Source organism: Streptomyces sp. NPDC090022, from assembly GCF_044748145.1.
GTDB lineage: Bacteria > Actinomycetota > Actinomycetes > Streptomycetales > Streptomycetaceae > Streptomyces.
Map to the genome: position 1 here is coordinate 223,740 of NZ_JBIVFN010000005.1, position 25,773 is coordinate 249,512.

General features: G+C 68.6%; 16 protein-coding genes, 3 tRNA genes and 2 pseudogenes. 13 read left to right on the forward strand and 8 right to left on the reverse strand.

The features are described from left to right. Nucleotides 1-34 precede the first annotated feature (34 nt). The 4 genes from ACIPXB_RS13980 to ACIPXB_RS13995 all read right to left on the reverse strand — a co-directional run bounded on the left by ACIPXB_RS13980 (nt 35) and on the right by ACIPXB_RS13995 (nt 5,700). Entirely contained in the window at nt 35-1,957 is a 1,923-nt protein-coding gene (locus tag ACIPXB_RS13980; RefSeq protein WP_401448719.1) for an ABC transporter ATP-binding protein, read from the reverse strand. After that, a complete protein-coding gene (locus ACIPXB_RS13985; RefSeq protein ID WP_401448721.1) occupies nt 1,954-3,687 on the reverse strand; it encodes an ABC transporter ATP-binding protein in 1,734 nt (577 codons plus the stop codon). Before ACIPXB_RS13985 ends, ACIPXB_RS13980 begins: the two co-directional genes overlap by 4 nt. Nucleotides 3,688-3,924: 237 nt before the next feature. Further along, nucleotides 3,925-5,370, reverse strand: coding sequence for an FGGY family carbohydrate kinase (locus ACIPXB_RS13990; protein ID WP_401448723.1), 1,446 nt, complete (start codon nt 5,368-5,370; stop codon nt 3,925-3,927). A gap of 30 nt (nt 5,371-5,400) precedes the next feature. Continuing rightward, nucleotides 5,401-5,700 (reverse strand): YtxH domain-containing protein, encoded by a 300-nt coding sequence (locus tag ACIPXB_RS13995; protein WP_401448725.1) that lies wholly within the window; start codon nt 5,698-5,700, stop codon nt 5,401-5,403. A gap of 148 nt (nt 5,701-5,848) precedes the next feature. Between ACIPXB_RS13995 and ACIPXB_RS14000 the strand changes: the two genes are divergently transcribed. The 4 genes from ACIPXB_RS14000 (at nt 5,849) to ACIPXB_RS14015 (ending at nt 6,987) form a co-directional block, all read left to right on the forward strand. Continuing rightward, nucleotides 5,849-5,921 (forward strand) — tRNA-Asn (locus ACIPXB_RS14000). A gap of 5 nt (nt 5,922-5,926) precedes the next feature. Then, nucleotides 5,927-5,999 (forward strand) — tRNA-Asn (locus ACIPXB_RS14005). Nucleotides 6,000-6,181: 182 nt separating this feature from the next. Next, nucleotides 6,182-6,255 (forward strand) — tRNA-Ile (locus tag ACIPXB_RS14010). 180 nt (nt 6,256-6,435) lie between these two features. Continuing rightward, complete coding sequence (locus ACIPXB_RS14015) at nt 6,436-6,987, forward strand: Uma2 family endonuclease (protein ID WP_401448728.1); 552 nt, start codon at nt 6,436-6,438, stop codon at nt 6,985-6,987. Between the two features lie 207 nt (nt 6,988-7,194). Here ACIPXB_RS14015 and ACIPXB_RS14020 read toward each other — a convergent pair whose 3' ends face one another. Further along, a complete protein-coding gene (locus ACIPXB_RS14020) occupies nt 7,195-10,440 on the reverse strand; it encodes a DNRLRE domain-containing protein (RefSeq protein WP_401448731.1) in 3,246 nt (1,081 codons plus the stop codon). Nucleotides 10,441-10,942: 502 nt separating this feature from the next. On the opposite strand from ACIPXB_RS14020, the gene ACIPXB_RS14025 reads away from it, so the two are divergent. Together ACIPXB_RS14025 and ACIPXB_RS14030 are read left to right on the forward strand one after the other, a co-directional pair. Next, a complete protein-coding gene (locus ACIPXB_RS14025) occupies nt 10,943-18,157 on the forward strand; it encodes a polymorphic toxin-type HINT domain-containing protein (protein WP_401448926.1) in 7,215 nt (2,404 codons plus the stop codon). 2 nt (nt 18,158-18,159) lie between these two features. Then, nucleotides 18,160-18,531: a DUF6188 family protein gene (locus tag ACIPXB_RS14030; protein WP_401448733.1), complete on the forward strand. Its 372-nt coding sequence runs from the start codon at nt 18,160-18,162 to the stop codon at nt 18,529-18,531. Between the two features lie 132 nt (nt 18,532-18,663). On the opposite strand, the gene ACIPXB_RS14035 is transcribed toward ACIPXB_RS14030, so the two are convergent. From ACIPXB_RS14035 to ACIPXB_RS14045, 3 genes are all read right to left on the reverse strand, one after another. Next, the gene (locus tag ACIPXB_RS14035; protein ID WP_401448735.1) at nt 18,664-19,971 is read right to left on the reverse strand and encodes a tyrosine-type recombinase/integrase; all 1,308 of its coding nucleotides are present in this window, start codon (nt 19,969-19,971) and stop codon (nt 18,664-18,666) included. Continuing rightward, complete coding sequence (locus ACIPXB_RS14040) at nt 19,971-20,162, reverse strand: helix-turn-helix domain-containing protein (RefSeq protein WP_285779915.1); 192 nt, start codon at nt 20,160-20,162, stop codon at nt 19,971-19,973. Before ACIPXB_RS14040 ends, ACIPXB_RS14035 begins: the two co-directional genes overlap by 1 nt. A 188-nt stretch (nt 20,163-20,350) precedes the next feature. Continuing rightward, nucleotides 20,351-21,742 (reverse strand): replication initiator, encoded by a 1,392-nt coding sequence (locus ACIPXB_RS14045; RefSeq protein WP_401448929.1) that lies wholly within the window; start codon nt 21,740-21,742, stop codon nt 20,351-20,353. A gap of 652 nt (nt 21,743-22,394) precedes the next feature. Between ACIPXB_RS14045 and ACIPXB_RS14050 the strand changes: the two genes are divergently transcribed. The 7 genes and pseudogenes from ACIPXB_RS14050 (at nt 22,395) to ACIPXB_RS14080 (ending at nt 25,646) form a co-directional block, all read left to right on the forward strand. Then, the gene (locus ACIPXB_RS14050; RefSeq protein ID WP_401448738.1) at nt 22,395-22,778 is read left to right on the forward strand and encodes a type II toxin-antitoxin system RelE/ParE family toxin; all 384 of its coding nucleotides are present in this window, start codon (nt 22,395-22,397) and stop codon (nt 22,776-22,778) included. Next, nucleotides 22,775-23,113, forward strand: coding sequence for a helix-turn-helix domain-containing protein (locus tag ACIPXB_RS14055; protein ID WP_401448741.1), 339 nt, complete (start codon nt 22,775-22,777; stop codon nt 23,111-23,113). The genes ACIPXB_RS14050 and ACIPXB_RS14055 overlap by 4 nt, the downstream gene beginning before the upstream one ends. Before the next feature lie 35 nt (nt 23,114-23,148). Next, nucleotides 23,149-23,364: pseudogene (locus ACIPXB_RS14060) on the forward strand (helix-turn-helix domain-containing protein); the annotation flags it as partial. 170 nt (nt 23,365-23,534) lie between these two features. Beyond that, a complete protein-coding gene (locus tag ACIPXB_RS14065; protein ID WP_401448743.1) occupies nt 23,535-23,870 on the forward strand; it encodes a hypothetical protein in 336 nt (111 codons plus the stop codon). Between the two features lie 9 nt (nt 23,871-23,879). Beyond that, the gene (locus ACIPXB_RS14070; RefSeq protein ID WP_401448745.1) at nt 23,880-24,302 is read left to right on the forward strand and encodes a hypothetical protein; all 423 of its coding nucleotides are present in this window, start codon (nt 23,880-23,882) and stop codon (nt 24,300-24,302) included. A 92-nt stretch (nt 24,303-24,394) separates the two neighbouring features. Then, nucleotides 24,395-25,184 (forward strand): annotated as a pseudogene (locus tag ACIPXB_RS14075) (IS5 family transposase). A gap of 36 nt (nt 25,185-25,220) precedes the next feature. Next, nucleotides 25,221-25,646 (forward strand): hypothetical protein, encoded by a 426-nt coding sequence (locus ACIPXB_RS14080; RefSeq protein WP_401448747.1) that lies wholly within the window; start codon nt 25,221-25,223, stop codon nt 25,644-25,646. The last annotated feature ends 127 nt before the right edge of the window (nt 25,647-25,773 follow it).

A 25,773-nucleotide genomic window follows, 5' to 3' on the forward strand; every position in this document is an offset into this window, starting at 1 on the left:
CGACGGCCGCCGGTATCCGCCACCGGCCGCCCGATCAGTCGACCTCGGCCACCGCCTGCGCGAACTGCGCCGCGTACAGCCGCGCGTACGCGCCCTGCGCCAGCAGCAGCTCCTCGTGCGTGCCCTGCTCCACGATCGAGCCGTTCTCCATCACCAGGATCACGTCCGCGTCGCGGATCGTGGACAGCCGGTGCGCGATCACGAAGGACGTCCGGCCGTGCGCCAGGCGCGCCATCGCCTTCTGGATCAGCACCTCGGTACGGGTGTCCACCGAGCTCGTCGCCTCGTCCAGCACCAGGATCACCGGGTCGGACAGGAACGCCCGCGCGATGGTGATCAGCTGCTTCTCGCCGGCGCTGACGCCCGCGCCCTCGTCGTCCAGCACGGTGTCGTAGCCGTCCGGCAGGGTACGGATGAACCGGTCCGCGTGCGCGGCCCTCGCCGCCTCCTCGATCTCGGCCCGCGTCACCTCGCGCGCCGCGCCGTACGCGATGTTCTCCGCGATGGTGCCGCCGAACAGCCAGGTGTCCTGGAGCACCATGCCGATGCCCGAACGCAGCTCCTCGCGCGTCATCTTCGCGATGTCCACGCCGTCCAGCGCGATCCGGCCGCCCGTCACCTCGTAGAACCGCATCAGCAGGTTGACCAGCGTGGTCTTGCCCGCGCCCGTCGGGCCCACGATCGCGACCGTCTGGCCCGGCTCGACCGCCAGCGACAGGTCCTCGATCAGCGGCTTGTCCACCTCGTAGCGGAACGCCACCTTCTCCAGGGAGACCGCGCCCTTCAGCTGCTCCGGGCGCTCCGGGACCTCGGTGTCCGGCTCCTGCTCCTCGGCGTCCAGCAGCTCGTAGACCCGCTCCGCCGACGCGACACCGGACTGCACCAGGTTCGCCATCGAGGCGACCTGCGACAGCGGCATCGAGAACTGCCGCGAGTACTGGATGAACGCCTGCACGTCACCGATCGACAGCGAGCCCGAGGCCACCTTCAGCCCGCCGACGACCGCCACCAGCACGTAGTTGATGTTCGACATGAAGAACATCACCGGCTGCATGACACCGCTGACGAACTGCGCCTTGAAGGAAGCCCGGAACAGCGCCTCGTTCTGCTCGGCGAAGACCTGCGCGGACTCCTGCTGCCGGCCGAAGACCTTCACCAGGCTGTGGCCCGAGTACATCTCCTCGATATGCGCGTTCAGCGTGCCCGTGGTCTTCCACTGCTCCACGAACTGCGGCTGCGACTTCTTGCCGATCTTCGCGGCCACGACGATCGAGACGGGCACGGTCACCAGCGCGACCAGCGCCAGCACCGGCGAGATCCAGAACATCATGGCCAGCACGCCGACGATCGTCAGCAGCGAGTTCAGCAGCTGGCCCATCGTCTGCTGGAGCGTCTGCCCGATGTTGTCGATGTCGTTCGTGGCCCGGCTGAGCACCTCGCCGCGCTTCTGCCGGTCGAAGTACGACAGCGGCAGCCGCGACAGCTTCGCCTGGAGCTCCTCGCGCATCCGGTACACGGTGCCGTTCATCACGTGGTTCGACAGCCGCGTCGCGACCAGCATCAGCAGACCCGCGACCGTGAAGACCACCGTCGCCCAGATCGCCATCATGCCGACCGCGCCGAAGTCGATGCCCTCGCCCGGCGTGAAGTCCGTGCCCGACAGCATGTCCGCCATGCCGTCCTCGCCCTTGGCGCGCAGCCCCTCCAGGGCCTGCTCCTTGGTGATCCCGGCCGGCATCTGCCGGCCCACGATCCCCGCGAAGACCAGGTCGGTCGCCGCGCCCAGGATCTTGGGGCCGACCACCGCGGCCGCGACGCTGCCGACCACGGCCACGACCATGCCCCACAGCTTGAGCCGGTCGTGCGCCAGCTGGCGCAGCAGCCGCTTGCCGGACCCCTTGAAGTCCAGGGACTGCTGGCCAGGCCCCATCATCATCCGTCCACCGGGCCCGCTCATGCGGCCTCCGCCTCCGTCAGCTGGGAGAGCACGATCTCCCGGTAGGTCTCATTGCCGGCCATCAGCTCGTGGTGGCGGCCCTCGCCGACCACCTGGCCCTCGTCGAGGACGATGATCCGGTCGGCGTCCCGGATGGTCGACACCCGCTGGGCGACGATCACCACGGTCGCGTCCTCGGTCTCCTGCGCCAGCGCCGAGCGCAGCGCCGCGTCGGTGGCGTAGTCCAGGGCCGAGAAGGAGTCGTCGAAGAGGTAGATCTCCGGGCGCTGCACCAGCGTGCGGGCGATCGCCAGCCGCTGGCGCTGGCCGCCGGAGACGTTCGTGCCGCCCTGGGTGATGGGCGCGTCCAGACCGCCGTCCAGCGCGGAGACGAACTCCTTGGCCTGCGCCACCTCCAGCGCCCGCCACAGCTCCTCGTCGCTCGCGTCGGGCCGCCCGTACCGCAGGTTGGAGGCGACCGTCCCGGAGAACAGGTACGGCTTCTGCGGCACCATGCCGACCGTCCTGGCCAGCAGCTGCGGATCGATGCGCCGTACGTCCTCGCCGTCGACCAGCACCTCGCCGCCCGTCGCGTCGAACAGCCGCGGTACGAGCCCCAGCAGCGTGGACTTGCCGCTGCCCGTGGAGCCGATCACCGCGGTCGTCTCGCCGGGCCGGGCCACCAGGTCCACCCCGCGCAGCACCGGCGCCTCGGCACCCGGGTAGCGGAAGTCGGCGCCGCGCAGCTCCAGCTGCCCGCGCCGGTCCAGCGTCCGCACCGGGTCGGCCGGCGGGACCACGCTGGACTCGGTGTCCAGGACCTCCTGGATGCGCTCGGCGCAGACCTCGGCGCGCGGCACCATCATGAACATGAACGTGGCCATCATCACGGCCATCACGATCTGCATCAGGTAGGCGAGGAACGCCGTCAGCTGGCCGATCTCCATGCCGCCGCTGTCGATGCGCATCGCGCCGAACCAGACGACGGCCACGCTGGACACGTTGATCACGACGATGACGGTCGGGAACATCAGCGCCAGCAGCTTGCCGGCGGCCAGCGAGACGTCCGTCAGCTCGCCGTTGGCCTTGGCGAACCGATCCTTCTCGTAGTCGTCCCGCACGAACGCCCGGATCACGCGGTTGCCGGTGATCTGCTCGCGCAGCACCCGGTTGACGGTGTCCAGACGGTCCTGCATCTGCCGGAACAGCGGCCGCGTCCGCATCACGATCGCGCCGACCGACAGGCCGAGCACGGGCACGACCGCCAGCAGCACGCCGGAGAGCTTCACATCGAGCGAGAGCGCCATGAGGATGCCGCCGACGCACATGATCGGCGCCGACACCATCAGGGTGAACGTCATCAGGACCAGCATCTGGACCTGCTGCACGTCGTTCGTGGTCCGGGTGATCAGCGACGGTGCGCCGAACTGGCCGAGCTCCCGGGACGAGAAGCTCTGCACCCGGTCGAAGATCGACGCCCGCATGTCGCGGCCGACGGCGGCGGCCGTGTGGGCGCCGTAGTAGACGGCGCCGACGTTGCACACCAGCTGCACGAGCGAGACGCCGAGCATCAGCGCGCCGAACGTCAGGATGTAGCCGGTGTCGCCGTTGACGACACCGGTGTCGATGATGTCGGCGTTCAGGGTGGGCAGGTACAGCGAAGCACTGGTCTGCAGCAGTTGGAGCAGCACCAGCAGGGCGATGGGTTTCCGGTACGGGCGCAGATGCGTCCGCATGAGTCGTATGAGCACGCGCAGGCTCCGGGTCGGCACAGGTCGGGGGTCACCCCATCTTCGGCCAACCCCGAGACCGATCCCCACCGTTTTTCGCAAAGGCGGGACAAAAGGAGGAACCGCCGTGCCCCACCGCCGTAGGACCGGGCCCTGAGACCGGCCTGGGACCAGCCCCTGAGACCGGCCTGGGACCAGCCCCTGAGACCGGCCTCAGGGGCAGGTCCCTGAGACCGGCCCCGGGACCACTGCTGCCGGTCAGCTGTGGAAGGCCCCGGGGTGGATCTGCTCCCGCGTGGCCACGTACTGCTGGCGCACCGCCCGCCAGGCCGGCAGCTCCTCGTCCGGCTCGAAGACCTGCGCCGCGGCCGCCGGCCACATCGGCGGGGTGTGCGGGGCCAGCGTGCCCTGCGCCACGCCCAGCGCCCACGCCGCCTGCCGGGCCGCGCCCAGCGCCGCGTAGTCCGCGGGAGCCGGTACGACGATCTGCGTACCGAAGAGCCCGGGCGCCGCCGCCTGGACGGCCGGCAGCTCGGCCGCCGCGCCCAGCAGGAACACCCGCCGGATCTCCACGCCCCGCGTGCGCAGCACGTCGAGGGCGTCGACCAGCCCGCACAGCATGCCCTCGAACGCCGCCCTCGCCAGGTGCTCGGGCTTCATCGAGTCCCGCCGCAGCCCGGACAGGGTCCCGGCGGTGTGCGGCAGGTTCGGGGTCCGCTCGCCCTCCAGGTACGGCAGCAGCACCAGACCGTGGGCCCCCGGCGTCGACTTCAGCGCCAGCGCGCTCAGCCCCTCCAGGTCGGTGCCCAGCAGCTCGGCGGTCCCGCGCAGCGCCCGTACGGCGTTGGAGGTGTTCACCACCGGCAGGTGCATGCCGGCGGCGTCCGCCAGCGAGGTGATCAGACCGGCCGGCTCGGACAGCGCCTCGTGGTGCACGGCCATCACCGACCCCGATGCGCCGAGCGAGACCACCGCGTCACCGGGGCCGACCCCCAGCCCGAGGGCGGCGGCCATGGTCTCGCCGGTACCCGCCGAGATCAGCAGCCCCTCCGGCGTGGTCCCGGCCGCGTCGGCCGGACCGAGCACCTCCGGCAGCACCGCCCGGTGTCCCAGCGCCAGCTCCACCAGGTCGGGGCGGTACGCGCCGGTCGCCGCCGACCACCAGCCGGTGCCCGAGGCGCCGCCGCGGTCGGTGGTGCGCCGGGCGGGCCGGCCCAGCAGCTGCCAGACCAGCCAGTCGTGCGGCGACATCAGCACGGCGATCCGGCGGGCCGCCTCCGGCTCGTGACGGGCCAGCCACGCCAGCTTCGTGATCGGCTGCGCGGACTGCGGAACGCTGCCGACCGCCTCCGTCCAGGCGTGCCGCCCGCCGAGCTGCTCGGTCAGGTCGGCGGCCGCGACCTGACCGCGCTTGTCGTTGCCGACCAGGGCCGGCCGCACCAGGGCGCCCTGGGCGTCCAGCGGCAGCAGACCGTGCTGCTGCGCGGAGACGCCGATGGCCTGCACGCCTTCGAGGAGCCCGGCCCCGGCCGCCTCGCCGAGCGAGAGCAGCCAGGCCTGCGGGTCCGTCTCGTAGGGGTTCGTCTCACCGCCGGGCTGTGGATGCGGTGCGTACCCCTGGCGCAGCACGGCGCCCGTGTCCGTGTCGCAGACGACGATACGAGTGAAGGCGGAAGAGCTGTCCAGCCCGGCGACTATCCCCATGCGGAGAATTCTGCCGCACCCGGGGCCGCTCTAGGTGTTGCTGGTGCCCCAGTCGTCCTCGGCCCCCTGCCCGCGCTCGCGCAGCGACCGCACGTGCTGGGCCACGGAGGCGGGGACGGCGTCCCCGACCTTCGCGCTGACGGCCGCGAAGGCCTTGCCCGCGTACTGCCGGCCGGTGTGGCCGGCGGTCTCCGCGGCGTTGCGCACCGCGGGGTTCTGGACGAAGCCGCGGGCGCTCTTCTTCATCTGCTCGTAGCGCTCCCGCCCCGCGGCCGTGCCCAGCACGTACCCGAGGGCCACTCCGGCCAGGAACGTGACCTTGTAGCGCATGGCTGCCACCCTTCGCTGTGTCGGTGCCCGGCCTGCCTGTCGATACCGATTGGCGGAGCACCCCCCTGCTTGCGCTAATCTATGTCTCGCAGCGGACACCCGCCCCCCGGCAAGGCCGGAGGAGGGCCTGTTCGGTGCAACGCAGCAATCCCCTGTAGCTCAATTGGCAGAGCAGCCGGCTGTTAACCGGCAGGTTACTGGTTCGAGTCCAGTCGGGGGAGCGCGATCCCCTGTAGCTCAATTGGCAGAGCATTCGGCTGTTAACCGGAGGGTTGCTGGTTCGAGTCCAGCCGGGGGAGCAACGAAGAAGAGGACCCTGGTGGGTCCTCTTCTTTTTTGCCCTCCGACGGAACCGGACAGCCCTCAGAGCGGTCTCTCTGGGCAGGCGTAGCCGATCACGCGAGGCATCCGGAGCAGGAGATCGTATGAGCGGCTATGCTGCGGCAGACGGCGCGCACACATGTACGCGCCACGCCGCAGAGGGGCGGTAGCTCAGCCGGTTAGAGCAGCGGACTCATAATCCGTCGGCCGTGGGTTCGAGTCCCACCCGCCCCACCGCAGAGCTGGTCAGCAGAATCGTTTCGGCCAGCAGACCCGGTGCCCCGCCCGGACTTCCCGGGACCGGGGCACCTCGTCGTTCCGGGCCTCGTGCGTGAGCGATGACGCTGTTGCCGGTGGCACCCCTTGCTGACGCGTGTCGACCGTATTCTGGGAGGCGACGGGAAGGAGCCGCCGATGGGCGTCGAGGCGATCATGCACACCGAGTTCCCCGAGGGTTACACGGTCTTCTTCGGTGCCGACGGGAAGGTGATCATGACCCCGCAGAGCCTGGAGCACTCCAGCACGATCCGCTCCATGCAGATCGACACGCTCGCTCTGGGACGTCATGCGAAGGTGACCTCCGATGTGTACCTCGACTTCCCGGCCGACGAGAACTCCGCCCCCGACCTCGCGATCCTGCGCGAAGACGCGCAGAAGCAGGGCAAGCGCTACAGCTTCGAGGACGTCCTGCTGATCGCGGAGGTGGTGTCGGTCTCCTCGGCGCGCAAGGACTACGACGACTGCACCGCCAAGTACGGCCGCTACGGCATCCCCGTCTACCTTGTGGTGGACCCGTACGCGGCGGAGGTCGTCGTCCACACCCAGCCGAGCGGAACCGGCTACATCGCGGCGCACACGCACAAGTACGGCACCGGCAAGCTGCCCATCGATCTGGCCGACGGGCGGACCTTCACCCTCGACCTGGACGAGCTGCCCCGGCCCGAGCCGGAGACCGGCGCGCGCTGACGAGCCGGCTGCTGGTGGCCGGAACAAGCCCGCGCCGGCGACGAACCCGCCGAGGACGGTGTCGAGCCGCCCGAGCCGCCGCAACCGCCGGGTTCCACCGGGGCCAGGCGGCACAGCACACAAGTCGACAGCCCAAGAGCACGCGACGCCCGGTCGACCACGGCCGACCGGGCGTCTTCACGTTGTGTCCGCGCGTACGCTCCTTCCTCACCCGATGGCGGTGAAGGTGTTCCAGTCCTCCTCGTCGACCCCTGCCTCCCACAGCGCGCTGGTGGTCCCGCCCCGTACCAGGTGCAGGGAGCCGTCGTTGCGGGAGAGGTAGAAGTCGGGGATGCCGTCACCACTGACGTCGGTGGTGCCCCGGACGAGCGGCCAGGTGGCCCGGCCCCATCCGGTGGTGCCGTACGTCTGGTCGCCGCCGCCGTCGGAGGCGGCGGCGGTGGCGAGGGAGGCCAGGTCGACCCCGCCGCCCGCGGCGGGCTTGCCCTTCCGCAGAGCCAGGCCGCGGCCGGCGGTGGCGTCGTCGCGGAACAGCAGGTCGGGGATCTTGTCCCCGCTGATGTCCCGGACCCCGATGATGTCGCGCCCGGTCCAGCTGGTGGCGGACATCAGTCTGGCCTGGGTGAAGCTGACGCCGGTGTAGCCGGTGAAGGCCCAGAAGGCGTCGCCGGCGCGGGCGAAGGCGTCGGGCAGGCCGTCGCCGGTGACGTCCTCGGTGGTGACGAGCTGGGTCAGGGTGGCCGGGTCGGGCGAGCCGGCCGGGAGCAGGACTTCCATGCGGCGGCTGATGTCGAAGCGGCCGTTGCCGTCGCCGGGGTAGACGTACAGCTTGCCGTCGGGCATCCGGGCGAGCAGGTCGGTGAGGCCGTCGCCGGGGAGCCAGTCGGTGCTGTGGCTGATGAGTGCCGTCTTGCCGGTGGCCTGGTCCTTCCAGTATCCGGCCGGTGCGGGGGCGCCGGCGTCGGTGGCGGCGGGCATCCAGGCGTCGATGTCGCCGATGGTGTCGCCCGGGTAGACCCGCAGGTTGCCGTCCTTGTCGATGGCGAGGACGTCGGCGAGCTGGTCGCCGGTGACGTCGCCGGTCCCGTCGAGGCCTGCCTTGGGGCGTACGTAGAAGAGGTAGGCCGTGTGTGTGGAGACGTTGCCGGCCTTGCTGACCGTACGCGCGTACAGGACGTTCGGGCCTGCCTGGCCGGGGGTGACGTCGATGACGGCGTTGCCGGCGGCGTCCGGGGTGGCCTTCATCCCGTAACCGGGCTGGTTCAGGCTCCACTGGAACTCCTTGATGTCCTCCACCTTGTAGCCGTTGGCGGAGATGGTGGCCTTGCCCGGGCCGAGGGTGTTCTTGCTCCATTCGGCGCCGTCGGGGCCGGGGGCGGGGAAGTCCTCGGACTTCACCAGCGGGGTGCTGGGTGCGGTGTGGTCGACGGTGAAGGCGCACCACTTGCCCACCCCGCCGGGCCCGTCGGCCGGCCCGCCGGCCGACCACTGTTCTTCGCCGTCGATCGCCCAGGCGGCCCAGGCGTAGGTCTTGCCCGCCTGGAAGGTGCTCCAGCCGATCGCGGGGGTGGTTGCGACGCCGTCGGAGTTCGTCTCCAGCTGATCGCTGTAGTAGGCGACGTTGGCGCCGTTGCCGGCTTCCCAGACCTTGATGGCCAGCCGCTTGAGGTTGCCGTCCTGGTCGGCGCTCTTGGCCTGGAACTGCAGGTCGGTCTTGCCGATGAGCGGGTACGGGGCGTCGGTGACGCAGGTGCCGCCGGGGAAGCTGGTCATGTTGGCCCGGACCGGGGTGTCCGGAGGCCGGTTGAATTCGATCTCGATGTAGGGGGCGTTCTCACCGTTGGCGAGGAACTTCTTCCACGAGTTCGTATCCCCTTCGTTCTGTGCCCGCAGCCCGAAGGTGATGGCTCCCCAGCCCTGCGCGGCGCCCTTGTCGACGGCCTTTTTCACGTCTACTGCGACCCAGTTGTCGGGGCATCCCTTGGGTTCGTTGCCGTGCGCCACAGAGGTGCTCGTCACCCAATTGCTCCAGAACGAACTGTTGTTGGTGTTGCTCCAGGAACTTGAGCTGTCGACATAGGGCGTCTGGTAGATGTCCAGACCGCTGGGGGTGCAGCTCCAGGAATGGGTTTCCAGGCCTCTGAGGGTCGCCGAATGGGCGGTTATTCCGTGGAGCTTGCTGTCGAAGTCGAAATTGAAGACGGACCGGGCGGTGCCGTAGGTCTGGGTCTCGTAGCCGACCCGGGCTTCGGAGGTGCCGCTGGCGCCGTTGTAGTTCTGCCCGTTGAAGAAGCTGGAGGACGGCTCGTTCTTGTAGAGCAGCGTCCAGCTGTGCTTGCGGCTCTTGAAGGACGGGTCGATGAAGACGGGGTACACGGTGTCGGCACCGCTCAGCAGGCCGTTGTTCGGTGTCACCGTGAGGAGGTTGTCGGCGGCCAGCGTGGCGGTGGCCGCCGCCATGTGCGCGCCTTCCGCTCCGGCGAGGCCGGGAAGGGCGAGGGTGGGGTGTATGTCGGCGCCCGGGAGCGGGGCGGTCGGCTGCTCGCCGGTGGCCGGGCCCCTCTTGGCGGCGGAGTCCCACATCAGCGGAGTCGGGGCGCCGACCACCTCCGTACCCGCGCTGTCGCGGGCACTGAGGGCATGCGAGGCGCCATCGAGGTGGAAGGTCAGGTCGGATGAGCCCAGGCGGTAGTTCAGCTGTCCCAGGAGGGGGTCCTCCGCCGCCTTCTTGTCCTTGACGATCAGCAGGTGGGAGTAACCGCCGTCCTGCGCGGTCATCAGCAGGTCGATGCCGGGGCGGACGTTCTCGTACAGCGCCCGGGGCCCGGCGACGACGGGCTCGGGAAGCGGTCCGGGCCAGCTGACCGACACCTCATGGCCGTCGGTGGTGAGCCGTACAAGCTCGGTCCACGCCGGCGGAATGGGAGCGTCCGTCGCGAGACTGACCCGAGTCACCGTACGCGAGGCGCGCTGACCGTTGGTGCTGGTCCCGGCGCCGGATCCGGCGCCAGAGGCGGCTGACGCCTTGCCGCCTGCGCTGAAGACGATCTTGCCGTTGACGGCCTTGGGGGCGAAGCCGCCGTCCACTCTGGCCAGGTCGGTGTCGATGGGCTTCCACTGGTCGCCCACCTTGGCCCGGATGGCGCCGCTGTATACATGGGCCTTGAACCGGCCGTTCGGCAGCGCCCAGACCGTGGTGTTCGCGCTGCGCTCCGCGGTGACCTCGACGTCCTTGCCGGACGCCTTCGCGCGCTTCTTGGCCTCGGCGGCGCCGATGCCGACCCCGCCTCCCGCGTGCGCCTTCGGGTCCGGCTCCGCGCCGGTGTCAGCCAGCTGCACGCCCAGGGGCACTGCGACGGCGACGGCCAGCAGGGCGGCCAGTGCACCCATGACGCGGCGCCGCTTGCGCGAGCGATAGGGCCGTGCGGCAACAGCCTTTTCCGTGGCGGTCATTGGCGGACTTTCGTCCGTGGACTCGCTGACAGTCATGGCAGTTCTTCTCCCCCCTCGGGCGGTACGACACCGCGCCCTCGGTACTAGCGGTAGACCGGCGGCAGTGGCCGGAACAAAGACGAGTTCTCCCCACTCGCCTCCGCGCATAAATGTGCGAGGCGAGCATGAACCATGTCTTGCCGCAGGTCACGCATATTGACCGTGCACGGACAAGCGGAATGACTGCCTCCGACCTATTTATCCTGCATTTATTCGAGCGAAGTGATCAAAGCCACATTGCTTGGTCGCCTATGGATTTTCTGGTCGAGTTGGCCACAGAATCAGCTGGCAATTTGTCAGTTCCCTGCCGTCGGTCTGCCTTGGATGCGACGACGGCAGAGCGTGGGGGGTCCACATGCCGCCGTTCCCGGCGCATCATTTCCGCCTGCCCAGAAATGGGAAAGAACGGGTGGCGCGTACACGCCTGGCCCGGCGTACCGGAGTCACGTTGTCAGCCGTGCTGATGGCGACTCTGCTGCCCGCCCAGGCCTGGGCCGCACCGCCCGGCGGCCGCAACAGCATCCAGCTGCCCGCACTTCAGAAGGACGCGAAGGTCGAGCTGGACAAGGCGGCAGCGGCACAGCTGGAGGACTGGAGCGGCGGAGCCCCCACGGAGCCCGCGCCGTACACGGCGAAGGAGGAGATACCGCCACCGGCCGGTTCCGCGAGCGTCGCGCTGAGCGGTGACCAGCTGGTCCAGGCGGGGTCTCTTCCGGTCAGTCTCGGCAAGGCCGCCGCGACTGCGGAGAACCCGACGCCGCCGGACCCTTCGGGTACGTGGTCGGTGGCCGTCGAGTCGCGGGCCACCACGGAGGCGGTCGGCGTCGACGGCGCGATCATCAAGGTCACGCCGCCGGAGGGTGCCTCGACGCCGGTGGAGGTGCACCTGGACTACAGCAAGTTCGAGGACCTCTACGGCACGGAATGGGCATCGCGCCTGCAGCTGAAGCAGCGTCCCGAGTGCTTCCTGACCACCCCGGACCTCCCCGAGTGCGCGGTGGCCAAGGACATCCCCACCGTCAACGAGGGCCACGCTGTCCACGCCACGGTCGACCCGGCCACGGCCCCGGGGCAGGGCCTGCGGACCATGGCGGTCGGCGGCACCACCTCCGTGGTGACCGCGGAAGACTCCGGCGCCGGCCCGGGCGGTACGTACAAGGCCACGTCGCTGGCGCCTTCCGGCAGCTGGACGGCCGGCGGCAGCGGTGGCGGATTTTCGTGGAGCTACCCGCTGACGCTCCCCGCTCCGCCGAACGGCCCGTCCCCCAAGATCGCCTTCTCGTATTCCTCGCAGGCCGTCGACGGCAAGACTTCCGTCGCCAACAGCCAGGCGTCTTGGATCGGCGACGGCTGGGACTACGAGCCCGGCTACATCGAGCGGCGCTACCGCTCCTGCTCGGAAGACCGCAAGGCGACGCCGGGCGCGCCGAACAACGACAACGACACGGACAAGAAGAAGGGTGACCTGTGCTGGGCCGGTGACAACGTGGTGATGTCGCTGGGCGGCAGCACCACCGAGCTGGTGCGCGATGCCGCGACCGGCCGGTGGGTGCCGGCTTCCGACGACGGGTCCCGCATCGAGCGCAAGACGGACGCCGCGCTGGGCAACGGTGCGAAGGACGGCGAGTACTGGGTCGTCACCACCCGGGACGGCACCCGCTACCACTTCGGACTCCACGACGTGGACGGCGGCGGCAGCCGCCCGGTGACCAACTCGGTCTTCACCGTGCCCGTCTTCGGCAACCACCCCGGTGAGCCCTGCCACCAGTCCGCCTACGCCGCCTCCTCCTGCACCCAGGGCTGGCGGTGGAACCTCGACTACGTCGAGGACGTCAACGGCAACGCCATGGTCGTCGACTGGAGCAAGGAGACCAATCACTACGCCAAGAACGGCAAGACCACGGAGAAGGTCCCCTACGTCCGCGGCGGCTACCCCACCGGTGTCAGCTACGGCCTGCGCGCCGGCAACCTGAACGGGGCTCCGGCAGCCAAGGTGGAGTTCGCCGTAAAGGAGCGCTGCTTCCCGACGGCGACCACGGGCTGCGCGGAGGCCGATTTCGAGGCGAACCAGTTCCTGAAGAAGCAGCCCTGGTGGGACACCCCCGCCACGCTGCACTGCAAGGCAGACGTGAAGGAGTGCGACAAGGGCGCGCCGACCTTCTGGACGCGCAAGCGCCTGGAGACGGTCACGACGTACGCCCAGCGCACCGAAGGCTCCACCGGCCTGTCCAAGGTCGACCAGTGGACGTTGAAGCAGTCCTTCCCCACGCAGCGCACCGATTCCCACCCGCCGCTGTGGCTGGACTCGATCATCCGCACCGGTTACGGAACCACGCTCGACGCGGCGGGCCAGCAGCTCGGTACCTCTCTTCCGCCGGTGATCTTTGAGGCCAACGCGAAGGACATGCCCAACCGCGTGGCCAAGGGTCTCGACGCCAAGGCCGACCCCATCCCCGACTTCGACCGTCTGCGCGTGGAGACCATCCGCACCGAGACCGGCGGCGAAATCGCCGTCACCTACTCCGCGCCCTGCGCCGTCGGCACCATCACCACCAAGCCGGAGGAGAACGGCACCCGCTGCTACCCCGTCCGCTGGTCCCCTGACGGGGACGTGCAGACACCGCCGATCGAGTGGTTCAACAAGTACGTCGTCGACAAGGTCACGGAGAAGGACCGCGTCGCACGCCAGCCCGACGTCACGACCACCTACACGTACGAGGGCAAGCCCGCCTGGGCCAAGGACACCGACGAGTTCACCAAGCCCGAGCTCCGTACGTACAACCAGTGGCGCGGCTACGAATCCGTCCTGGTGAACAAGGGCGTCACCGCCAACACGGGCACGCCCGAAGCCACCGAGGAGTCCCAGACCCGCACCCGCTACTTCCGCGGCATGTCGGGGGACGCCGGACGCGCTGAGATCACCGTCAAGGACTCCACCGGCACCGAAACCCTCGGCAAGGACCTGCCCCAGTACCAGGGCAGGGTCGCAGAAACGATCACCTACACCAAGGCGGGCGGCAGCGTCGTCGCACGCGAGCTGAGCTGGCCCTGGGAGAGCAAGAAGACGGCCTCCCGGCCCCGCGACGGCACCACCGCGCTGGAGGCGTACCCCAGCGGCACCGCCCGCACGGACAAGATCCAGACAGTCAGCGGCGGCGGCACCCGCATCGTCCGGTCCCTCACCGCCTTCGACGAGACCTACGCCCTGCCGAAGTCGGCCCAAGTCGAGACCCATACTCCCAACGGGACCGGCGGGTGGACCGTCGCGGACCAGGTCTGCGCCCTCACCCAGTACGTCCACAACACGGACAAGCACATCATCGGCCTTGCCCAGCAGGTCACCACCACGGCCGGCGACTGCACCCAGGCCACGTCCGGTGCCCCGCTGATCTCCAACACCCGCACCTCCTTCGACGCGCCCAACGCCTTCGGCGTCGCGCCGGTGAAGGGGCTGCCGTACCAGATTGACACCAACGACGCGGCCGGCACCGGCTGGGTCACGACCACCCGGATCGAGTACGACGAGCTGGGCCGTTCCACCAAGGTTCACGACGCGGCGGGCAACACCACAGCTACCGCCTTCAGCCCGGCCACCGGCCCCGCATTCGCCACCACGGTGACCAACCCGCTCGGGCACACGGCAACGACCAAAAGCGACCCGGGCCGCGGCACCGTCCTCGAAGTCACGGACGCCAACGGCCGCAAGGCGAGCACGGGCTATGACCACTTCGGCCGTGCCACTGCGGCCTGGACACCGTCCCAGAAGCCGGCCACCGACAAGCCCGCCTACACCTTCAGCTACCAGATCTCCGAGCACCAGCCGCCAGTAGTCACCACCGGCGTCCTGCGGGACAACGGCACCTACCAGGACTCGGTCGCGATCTACGACGGCCTGCTCCGCCCGTTCCAGACCCAGAAGGAAGCCCTGGGCGGCGGCCGCCTGATCACCGACACCCTCTACAGCGCCAACGGCACCGTCCGAGAAACCCGCAACAACTACCTCGCAGAGGGCGAGCCGGAGAACAAGCCCTTCGTCCCGCTGACCGTCGTCCCCAACTCCACCAAGGCCGCCTACGACGGCCTGGGCCGCCCCACACGCGTGACCACCCTCCACGCGGGCACGCCCCAGCACTCCAGCATCACCCAGTACGAGGGCGACTGGACCCTGACCCGCTCGGCCGTCTCACCGGCGGGCTCGAACCCGCTCCCGGGCAGCCGCGCCGCCAAGACCTGGACCGACGCGGCGGGCCGTACCACCCTCATCCAGCACGCCACGGCGACCGACCTCACCACGTGGAACGACACCACGTACGCGTACGACCTCCGCGGCAAGCTGACCAAGGTCACCGACACGGCCGGCAACAACTGGACGTACAGCTACGACGCCCGGGGCCGCAAGACCGGCTCCAGCGACCCGGACATGGGCACGGCCGCGATCGGCTACAACAACCTCGACCAGCAGGTCTGGACCGAGAACGCGGCCGGCGAGAAGACGTTCACCTATTACGACAAGCTCGGGCGCAAGACGTCCGAGCACGAGAACGACTGGAACGGCCCGCTGGCGGCCACCTGGACCTACGACACCCTGCCGGGCGCCAAGGGCCAGCCCGCGTCCTCGACACGCCACACCAACGGCATGGCCATCACGACCGAGGTCACCGGCTATGACACCGAGTACCGCCCGACCGGATCCAAGATCACCATTCCGGACACGGCGGCAACCAAGGGCCTGGCGGGCACCTACACCTACAGCACCGCCTACACCCCCACCGGCAAGGTCCAGTCGACGACGCTCCCGGGCACCCCGGGCGGCCTCGCCGCCGAACGGCTGGTGACCCGCTACAACGCCGAGGGTATGCCGACCACCCTGTCCGGCCTGTCCTGGTACACGGCGGACACGGTCTACAGCCCGTTCGGAGAAGTCCTGCAAACAGCCTCGGGCAAGGCCCCGAACCGCGTCTGGAGCAGCAACTTCCGCGACCCGAACACCGGCCGTCTCACTCAATCCATCACCGACCGGGAGACGGCCAGCCCGGACACCCGGATCAGCGCACTCTCCTACACCTACAACACGGCCGGCAGTATCACGGCGGTCACCGACACCCAGCCGGGCGGGCGGGTCGACCGGCAGTGCTACACCTACGACCCGATGGGCCAGCTCACCCAGGCCTGGACCGGCAAGACGTGCGCCGGCCCGGTCGAGGCCGACGTCACCCCCGGCCCGGACGGCGACGGCTACTGGCAGAGCTACACCTTCGACGCGATCGGCAACCGCAAGACGCTGACCGACCACGACCTGGCCGACCAGGCCCACAACGACACGTTCACCTACACGTACGGTGTGACCGCCAGCGGTGGCACCCAGCCGCCGATCACGACCAAGCCGCACGCCCTGACCAAGGTCGACTCCGTCGTCAGGAAGCCGGGCTCCACGGTCGCCTCCCAGTCCACCTATACCTACGACAGCTCGGGCAACACCACCGGGCGCACCATCGGCGGCGACACACAGACCCTGGAGTGGGACCGCCGCAACAGGCTCACCTCCGCGACGAGCCCCGGCATCGGCGCGGTGCCCATCCAGGGCCTGTCCGGCAAGTGCCTCGACCTCGACAACGGCCTGGTCGCCGACGGCACGCCGATCCAGCTCGTGTCCTGCAACGCCTCCAAGGCCCAGCAGTGGCGCCTGACCGAGGACACCCTCCGCTTCCGGGACAAGTGCGTCACCAACCAGAACGGCGCCCTTCGCCTGGTCGCGTGCAACGGCGGTCCGGAACAGAAGTTCACCTACCGCGCCGGCGACAAGTCCCTCCACCACCCGGCGACCAACCAGTGTGTCGACGTCCCCGCGTGGAACGACACCGACGGCACCGACCTGGGCCTGTGGACCTGCAACGCCCAGGCCAACCAGCAGTGGAGCTTCAGCCACACCACCACCTACCTGTACGACTCCTCCGGCAACCGCCTGATCGAGGACACCGGCAGCACCCGCACCCTCTACCTCGGTGAAACCACCGTCACCGTCAACACGGCCGGCCAGCCCCTGGACGCCACCCGCTCCTACGCCGGCCCGGGCGGCCCGACCACGGTCCGCCAGACCCTCGGCAAGAACACCGGCCACAAACTGACCGTCCAGCTCGCCGACCACCACAACACGGCGACCACGTCGGTCGAGCAGTCCGACGGCCAGCCCCTCATCCGCCGCAAGTTCGACCCGTACGGCAACCCTCGCGGCGCCGAACCCACCACCTGGTCGGGCAACCGCACCTACCTCGGCGTGGGCGTCGCCGACGCCTCCACCGACCTCACCCACATCGGTGCCCGCGAATACGACCCCACCACCGGCCGCTTCATCTCCGTCGACCCGATCCTCGACATCACAGACCCGCTCCAGATGAACGGGTACACCTACGCCAACGCCAACCCCGTCAACAACTCCGACCCCAGCGGCCTGAAGTACTTCGAAGGCGGAAACGACGACCCGGGCTTCGAGGCCGCTCCCGAAAAGGTCGTCGAAGTCGCCACCAGGCGCCAGAACCGTCGCAACAACATCGCCGCCGACACCCGGAACTCATACCAGCGCGCGATCGAACGGGACTTGCACCCCACGCGCAACAAGCCCCTCCGCACCAGGGAAACCCACGGGGCAGAATACGCCCGGATGCATGTCGACTACGACCCGACAAGCGGCAGCGTCGTCAAGCAGATCGCCTGGAAAATGTGGCTCGTCGGAGCCTCCGAGGAAGAGCTTGAATATCTCAAGCTCCGGCCCTGCGACTTCCTCGAATGCTACGGACCGGCTGACGCCCTGGTTACTGGCAAACTGATCGACTCCCCCATCTACGACGCACCCACCTCACAGGCATTCGGAGAATCCTTCGCCGCCGGCGTCGGCGCCCGCGCAGGGGCTGGCGCAAAGGGGCCCAAGAGTGTGCGCCCCTGCAACAGCTTCGTGCCGGGCACGCACGTGTTGCTGGCAGACGGGACCTCCAAGCCCATCGAAGAGCTGGAACCCGGAGACGATGTCGTAGCCACCGACCCCGAGACCGGCGAAACAGCCGTCAAGGACGTAACAGCGACAATCACCGGCCAGGGCGAGAAGGACCTGATCGACGTCACCATCGACCTCGACAGCGACGCCGGCACCGCAACAGCCACAGTCACAGCGACCAACGGCCATCCCTTCTGGGTCCCCGAACTCAACGAGTGGGTCGACGCAGCCGACCTGCGTCCCGGCACCCAGCTACTCACCGAGACCGGCACGCACGTGCAGGTTGCGGAAATCAAGCGCTGGACCCTACCGGCAACGGTTCATAACCTCACGATCGACGACCTCCACACGTACTATGTGCTGGCGGGCCAGACTCCGGTACTCGTTCACAATTCGACACCGTGCCCTACCGCCATCAATCTTGGTCCGCGTCCCGCTGGCGTCGGTGACGATTGGGTAGGGCGGGGTGCTGATAACGGAAAGGGAATTGTGTGGCAGAAGCCTGGGTCGACCGGAAATGCTGACATGGTTCGTGTGATGGATGCGACCGGCAGGTACCCGAATGGCTACGTGCGTTTCCACAACAAGAGTGGTCAGCCGATCGGACTCAACGGGAAACCCGGCTCGAAAGCTGATACGCATATCCCGATGAATCCTGATGGAACTTATCCACTTCCGGCGGGGTGGTAGGCGTGAATCTGAACCTTCAGGGTCAAGCAGTTACCCGTGTCTGCTTTGATGCGGCTCTCACAGTCCTGACTAGCGGGGATTACGAGCTGCGCGTCGAGACCGAGGCGGTTCTTCAGGTCTCGTCCGGGGATCATGTGTCTTTCGATCCAGAATCTCCGGATGTTGTGACCCCCCATCTCGTTCGGCTGGCCCGTGACGTAATTACCGAGGCCGAGGCGGGAAGCGCCGGGGATCTCGTGATCGAATTTGAAAGCGGCTCGAAGCTGACCGTCCGGCCGGATGGCGATTATGAGGCGTGGGGGCTTGTCGGGCCGAAGGGGCAGCGAGTGACTTGCATGCCGGGAGGGGAGATTGCAGTGTGGAGTGGGGAGTGATGCTCGGCGGTAGCCGGAAATCCTGACCTCCACACCGCACCTCCTGGTGTGCGCAAGAGCAAATTTGTGGCCCCGCCGGGAAGCTCCCGGCGGGGCCACAGAGGCGTCTGACGGCAGTAGTTGACGGCAACGTCAGTGGACGGTGGCTCCGCACAGCGGCGGGTCGTCGCCGTCGTCGTGGGGCGACTCGTCGTTGGCAGGCCCGTCCAGGGCGGTACTGAGGGTGTCGATGGCGTCGCGTTGGAGGCGGAGCCTTACGTGGGCGTAGACGGTGGCGGTGACCCCGATGTGAGCGTGGCCGAGGAGTTCCTTGATCACGACGAGTTCGACGCCCTGTTCCAGGAGCAGGGTCGCTGCCGAATGGCGGAGGTCGTGGAAGCGGATGCGGCGGAGGCCGGCCTTACGGAGGAGCGTGGTGAAGGCGCGGGTGAGGTTTGTCGGGTCGATCGGTCCGCCCTGCACCGTGGTGAACACGTGCCCGCTGCGCTGCCACGCGATGCCTGCTGCCGCGCGCTCGCGCTGCTGCTGTTCGTGGTGGAGCTTCAGCGACTGGAGGCAGCGGGCGGGGAGGGCGATGCGGCGCTCGGAAGCCCGGGTCTTGGTGGGCAGCGTGGTGAGCCCGCCTGCGGTGGTGCGCTGCAAGGTTCGGCGGATTGCGGCGGTGCCCGCGCCGAGGTCAAGGTCTTCCCAGCGCAGACCGAGGAGTTCTCCCTTGCGGAGTCCGGTGTGGAGGGCGAGTTCGAACAGCGCGTGCAGCCGGTGGCCCTGGGCGGTGGTAAGGAGCTGGCGGGCTTCGTCGGCGGTGAGGGGTTCGAAACGTCGGGGCCGTGGGGTGCCGGTGCGGACGTTGCGGGCGACATTGCGGGGAATCTCTTCCTCGCGCACGGCGTGCTCCAGGGCGGACTTGAGCACAGAGTGGATGTAGGTGAGCGTCAGCGGGGAGAGCTGCTTGTTGCAGCACTGGCCGGCGGCGCAGCAGTGGGGGTGGTCGCGCCTGGCGTCGATGCCGCACACGCAGCACTGGCAGGTGGTGCGGAGCTGGTTGAGCCAGGTGCGGACATCCTTGGCAGTGAGCTTGGTGAGCTTCTTCTTGCCGAGGCCGGGGATCAGGTACCGGTGGACGCAGGCGGTGTAGCGGGTGTGGGTGTTCTCGCGGAGGTGGTGGACGGCGACGTTCTCCAGCCAGTACGTCAGGTACGCGGCCACGCTGCCCTGCGCGGACGGGACGGGGAGGCCGCGGTTGCTGGCGGCGATCTTCTCGGTGAGCTTGGCCAGGGCGTCCTTGCGGGTGGTGCCGTAGACGCGGATGCGCTTGCGGGTGTTGCCGGGGGCGAGGACGTATCCGGCGGCTTCCCAGCGGCCGTCCTTGCGCTGGTAGACGGTGCTGTCGCCGTTGGCGCGGACGCGGCGGGAGGCGGGGGTGTCTCGGGACGTGGTCATCAGGCGGCGGCTTCCTGGTCGAGGCGGGTGCGGATGAAGTCGGTCAGGGCGTGGGCGGGTATGCGGCGGGCGCGGCCGAGGGTGATCGAGGCGAGCTGCCGGGTGCGGAGCAAGTCGTAGACGGCGGAACGGCCGAGCTGGAGGCGGGCCATGACCTGGGGAACCGTCAGCAGTTCCGTGCCGGCGGTCACGCGACGGCCCCCGCCCGGACAGCACTGGTCAGCCGATCGGTGGAGTGACCCACCGGGTGACCGGCGCGGTCACCGGAGCGCTTCGAGCGTCGGGTTCGGGTCGGTTGCTCGGGTCGGGTCCGCCGCTTCGCGGCCAGGAGGTCGGCGAGGTGTTCGAGTTCGGGCAGGAGGCCGGTTCCGGCGTACTGTCAGTGGGAGATGACCAGCGTCGTGTCCGAGCCGTCGGGCCGTGCGGCGATGTCGCGGTGACCGGGACGGTGACCTGTGGAATGACCGTGACCGGGTCGGTGACCGGCTGCCAGGTCAGTGGGGTGTCCGGCGCGGTCACTGACCGGAGTGCCGTCCGTCTGTTCGGTCTGCGTCCCACCCTTGGCTGGGGTCTGAGGCTCAGGTCGGCCGGTTCGCCAGGCGGTGCGTTCGGCGCGGAGGTGGGCGAGGGTGGTGGAGTAGTGGCGGGTGCGGGTGGAGAAGTGGCCTCGGAAGCCGAGCATGTGGGCCCATTGGCGCAGGCGTAGGTGGGCGTGCCGTCGTTTGGTGGCGAGGTGCCAGGCGCTGTGGATCATGCGGCGGGCGTGGTCGGTGATGTCGTACTTGTGCAGCTCGGCGAGGAAGCGGAGGCGGCGGTCGAGGGTGCCGGTGGTGGTCTCGGCGCCCTTGGTGGCGTACTTGGCGATGTAGGCGGCGACGTGCCGATCGGTGACCGGACCGTCGCCGGTGAAGTCCATGCTGCGGATCGGCCGGACGTCGATCTGCCGCCCGAACCGGAACACCGACGGCCCGCCCCGGCCGGTCTCCCAGGGCCTGGGCGCGTCTTCGGCGGACGGCTGCGGCTGACCTGCGTGGTGGACGCGGGTGCGTGTGGCGGCGGCGCGGACGGCGTGGTCGAGGAGCTGGGTGGTGGCCCAGGCGGGCGGGGTACTGGCGGGACCGGTGGGTCCGTCGAGGCGGATGACGGCGTGGAAGTGGACCTGGCCCCGTTTCTGGTACTCGGCGACCTTGGCGTAGGAGAGCGTGGCGTGGTGCCGCAGGGTGCGCTGGGTGAGTCCGGCGGCTTTGGCGATCTCGCGGCGTAGGTGGGTGGTGAAGCGTGCCCACAGGGCCGGGGCGTGGGCGTTCCACAGGACCGCGCTGGCGTAGTCGTAGCGGTCGGGGTCGAGTGGGGTGCCGAGGAGCGGGTCGTTGTCGGGGTGGGTGTGGCCGCAGTGGCAGCGGCCGGTGTCGGGCTGGTTGTGGACGGGGCCGAAGCCGGGTGCGGTGAGGGTGGCGAAGATGCGGGGGTGGGCTGCGACGCTGGTGGGGACGGTCTTGCCGCCGCGAAGTCCTGCGGTGATGAGCTGGTAGGTGTCGTAGCGGTAGACGGCGGAGCAGGCGGGGCAGCGAGTGGCGCGGCGGTTGCCGCAGCGGACCAGCAGTTCGCCCGCCGGGAGTCGGCCGGAGTCGAAGTGGTCGAGGACTTCGCCGGTCGCGCTGTCGAGTCGGGTTCGGTGCCCGGTGAGGCGGATCGGGTGCGCGCAACCGCCGAGCGTGCTGATCTGTCGTGCGAGGGGTGCGAGTTGGCCGGTGGCGGCGAGCTTCGCCAGCCTGGCGGTGAGCCTGGCGCGGTGCTCCAGCGTCGACCGCCCCGCCGCGAAGCGGTGACGTTCGCCGGGCAGGTCGGCGTCGTGAAGGCTGGCGACGGGCGCGAGGCGGCGGGAGCGGTTGGGGGGTACGGGAGTTGGAGCTGTGCGGGCATGCGGAACGGGGCCTTTCGGCGGGAGCGCGGAAGCGGTACTGCGCGGGGTGGCGTGGGCAGGCCGAAGTGATCGGCTCACAGGGGAACGGGGCGCCTCGAAGGTGGACGCGGGGGCCGGACCAGTGGGGGCTTGGTCGGCGGGGCGCGGTGGTGATCACCGGCGGTGCGTGACGTTGACATCGCCCCACGGGCGCCTCCGGCGGGGAGTGAGTTCCCGGCCGCCCGTGGCAGACCGACCCCGCCCGACCCGGTCCCGCGCCCCAGACTGGGCGACGCATCAGCCCGGCTGTACGCTGCCTCTCCCGCTCGGGCCCGCCCCCGCCGGAAGAAGCCGACCCGCCGCCGCTCCGGCCGTTGCCGCTGGTTTGCGGCACCGCCGCCGCAGCAGGATGAGGGGGCTATTGGGGCGTGCGACGCCGGAGTGGCAGATCGCGGCGACGGCACACGACCTGAACTACGAAGCCGCGCTCTCACACCCCGTGCCATATATCATCGGCGCTATGGACGGCGGGCGCCACTCGATCGAGATCGAGCCGGAGGTACGGCTGTGGCTGGAGAACATTCCCGCCCATCACTACAAGCAGGCCGAACGCATCGCCGACCTGCTCGCCGAGCAGCCCACCACGCTCGACGAACCACACTCCCGCCATCTGGGCGGCAAGCTCCGCGAGCTGCGCTTCCGCCTCGGCGATGCCCATCAGCGGATCACCTACTGGCTGGCGCCCGGCCGACGTGTCGTGCTGCTCACCGTGCTCCGCAAGACCAAGCTGCGCGAGCAGGCCGAAGTGGACCGCGCCCACGCCGCACAGCGCTTGTGCGAGGCAGAGCATGAAGCCGCCGCCGAGCACGATCTCTACAGCCGCAACCTCAAGGAGAACCGATGAACCACTGCGAATGGAGGACCCGTCGCCACCGCCAGCTGCTGGGCGAGCACCTGGACGCCGACCCCGAGTACGACCGGGTCTACGAAGAGGCCGGTCTCGCCATGACGTTGGGCAAGGCCGTCTACGACCGGCGTAAGCAGCTGGGTCTGAGTGAGGCCGACCTCGCCGAGCGCATGCACGTCGACGTCGATGACATCGAAGGCATCGAGACGGCCACCGAGCTGCCGCCCATCGCGGTCATCATGCGCCTGGCCCGCGCACTGGACCTCACGGTGGATGTGCACCTCGCCGGCGGAGACGAGCCCACCGTCACCATCGTCGCCCCAGCGGCCTGAGGCGGGGAGGAACCATGCAGGACCCGCCTTCCGCGCTCGCCCGCGAGCTCGGGCAACTCGTCCACGACCGGCGTATCGAGCTCGGGTTGTCCCAGGCCGAGCTGGCCGAGCGGTGCGGGATGAAGCAGCCGCAGATCTCCCGCTTCGAAGGCGGCGGGACCGTGCCCACGCTTCCCCTCCTGCGCCGCCTGGCTCAGGCTCTCGGCGCCGACCTGACCATCAGCCTCACCCCGCACGACAAAGCCGCTTGACACGCATTCGGAATTCCTGGAATTCCCCAGGCGGTATAGACCACTGACGGCAGTAGTGACGGCAACACTTGCGGACTTCAGTGCACACGCACGGACGTGGAACGGCTGTCAAACCGGAGGCTGACCAGCGAAGTTGCAGCTGACGGCGACCCCGCTCGCACACGTACTATGTGCTGGCAGGGGCGACGCCGGTCCTGGTTCACAATGATGGCGGCGAGCCTGTCACCGATGACTTCAACCAGGCGCGGAATCAGGCTCTGGATTGGCTGAGGTCTCGCGGATTCAATGCTGAAAAAGTGACGCTGGGTAAGTTCGGTACGATCAAAGGTAAGCCCGTCGGCATGCAGACGGCTAACGGCAAGGCGGGGTTCCGGATCGAATTCGATGATCGAAGTGGGGCTCGCATTAACGTGTGGGCAGGCAAGGAGAAGGGTCCGCACGTCCAGTTCAATGCCACTGAGGCGACCGTGACGAAGCTTCAGGGTTTGCACGGATGTGGTCGATAGGGGAATGGCTTGTCTGGTGATTATTGGGAAGAAGAGGTATTTTCCGTGCCGCCTCTAGCTGCCCTGAGGAAAACAAGTGCGTCAGATGCATTCGATTGGTTGGGGCTCCATTTCTCTTTTGTGGGAGGGAAGATCGATTGGCGTCGCGCGGGTGGGAGGCATAAGCATTGGAGAATCGACGACGAGCAGTTGCTCGCGGCGAGTGCATCCAGGGAAATCTGTGCACGAATCAGGCCAGGCTCTGCAGTCGAACATGTGGGAGACGGTCTTTCGCCCTATGGTGTGCGTTTTACTGGTGGTGAGGCCGATTCGGTTACGGCTGCACTTCTTGAGGTGCCGGAGCATCACTACTTCCTCGCAGAGGATCGAGCGTGGATTGTGGTGGTCTCCTTCGAAGGTGACTTGGATGTTTTGGATCGATTCGGCGCTTAGAGCTCGTAACACGATCTTGTTGAACGTTCCTGGTCGGCCGTGACCGGTGTGACGATTCGGCCGTTCGGGAGGGTGTGACTACCCGGCCGTGGATCGTGGACGATGACTTGTGGGCGCTGGTCGAGCCGTTGCTGCCGCCCTGGCCCGGGCGGTCGCCGGTGCCACGGCCGGTGCCGGACCGGCTGTGCCTCCAGGGCATCCTGCATGTGCTGCACAACGACATCGCCTGGCAACTGTTGCCCCTGGAGCTCGGGTTCGGCTCCGGACAGACCTGCTGGCGGCGACTGGACCGCTGGCAGAAGGCCGGCGTCTTCGACCGGCTGCACCGGGTCCTGCTCGCCGAGCTGAACGCGGCCGGCGAACTGGACTGGTCAAGAGCGTGCGTCGACGGTTCCCATGTCCGCGCGAAAAAGGGGGAGCCGACACCGGGCCGTCGCCGGTCGACCGGCGCAAGACGGGCAGCAAGCACTACCTGATCTGCGACGGACGCGGCACCCCGCTGAAGGTCATCACCACCGCGGCCAACGTCAACGACGTCACCCAGACCCTCGCCCTGGTCGACGGCATCCCGCCTGTCGCCGGACGCCCCGGCCGCCCGCGACGGCGTCCCGAAGCCTTGCTCGGCGACAAGGGATACGACTGTGACCCCACCGCCGCGAGCTGCGCAAGCGCCGGATGCTGCCGGTTATCTCCCGCAGGGGCGCCCCGAACATCCAGGGCATGGGCAAGCTCCGCTACGTCGTCGACCAGACCTTCGCCCTGCTCCACCCGTTCAAACGCCTCGCCGTCCGCTGGGAACGCCGCACCGAACTCCACGACGCCTTCGTCTCCCTCGCCTGCAGCCTCATCTGCTGGAGACGCCTCAAGAAGGCCCGGGCATGATCCTGTTACGAGCTCAGAAGATGGAACCGTGATTCAGTGGAGATCAGCGTCGGCTTCTGGTGGAGCAACGGTAGATATCCAACCTGGCAGCGGTGGAAAAGCATTGAAGGTTCACTTGCCATGATCGACAGGCATATTTTTGCTGACGTATTGATCGAAGGGCTGGACGATTGGGTTCCAATTGATCAGCTCATCTGGGTAGCACGGGAAGGAGTGAAGGGTCTCCCGTGGAAGGAATTCTTTTCCGAGCTGCTGCATTTCTTGCTCGAAAATAACCTGATCCAGATTGGTGAACTTGCCGAAGAGGGATTCTCGCCCTGGGCGGGGGAGTCTGGCGAGGTCGTCCAGTTGGTACTTGATGACCTTGAGCGCCTTTCCTGGGAACCCAAGCTAGGCAGCCGCGCCTGGATCGCCAATACGGAAGCGGGCAATGAAGTCGCACGGTCGCTGATCGACTGCTAGCGCCCAGCCTCGAACTGAGGGCGGGCGTGTTCTCGGGGCATGTGCGACAAGTTCGGCGTCCGTGGCCTCGGAGCAGGGCTCGCCGCAAACAGTCTTCGAATTCGAATCTGAAGCCCCACTGGCTTTG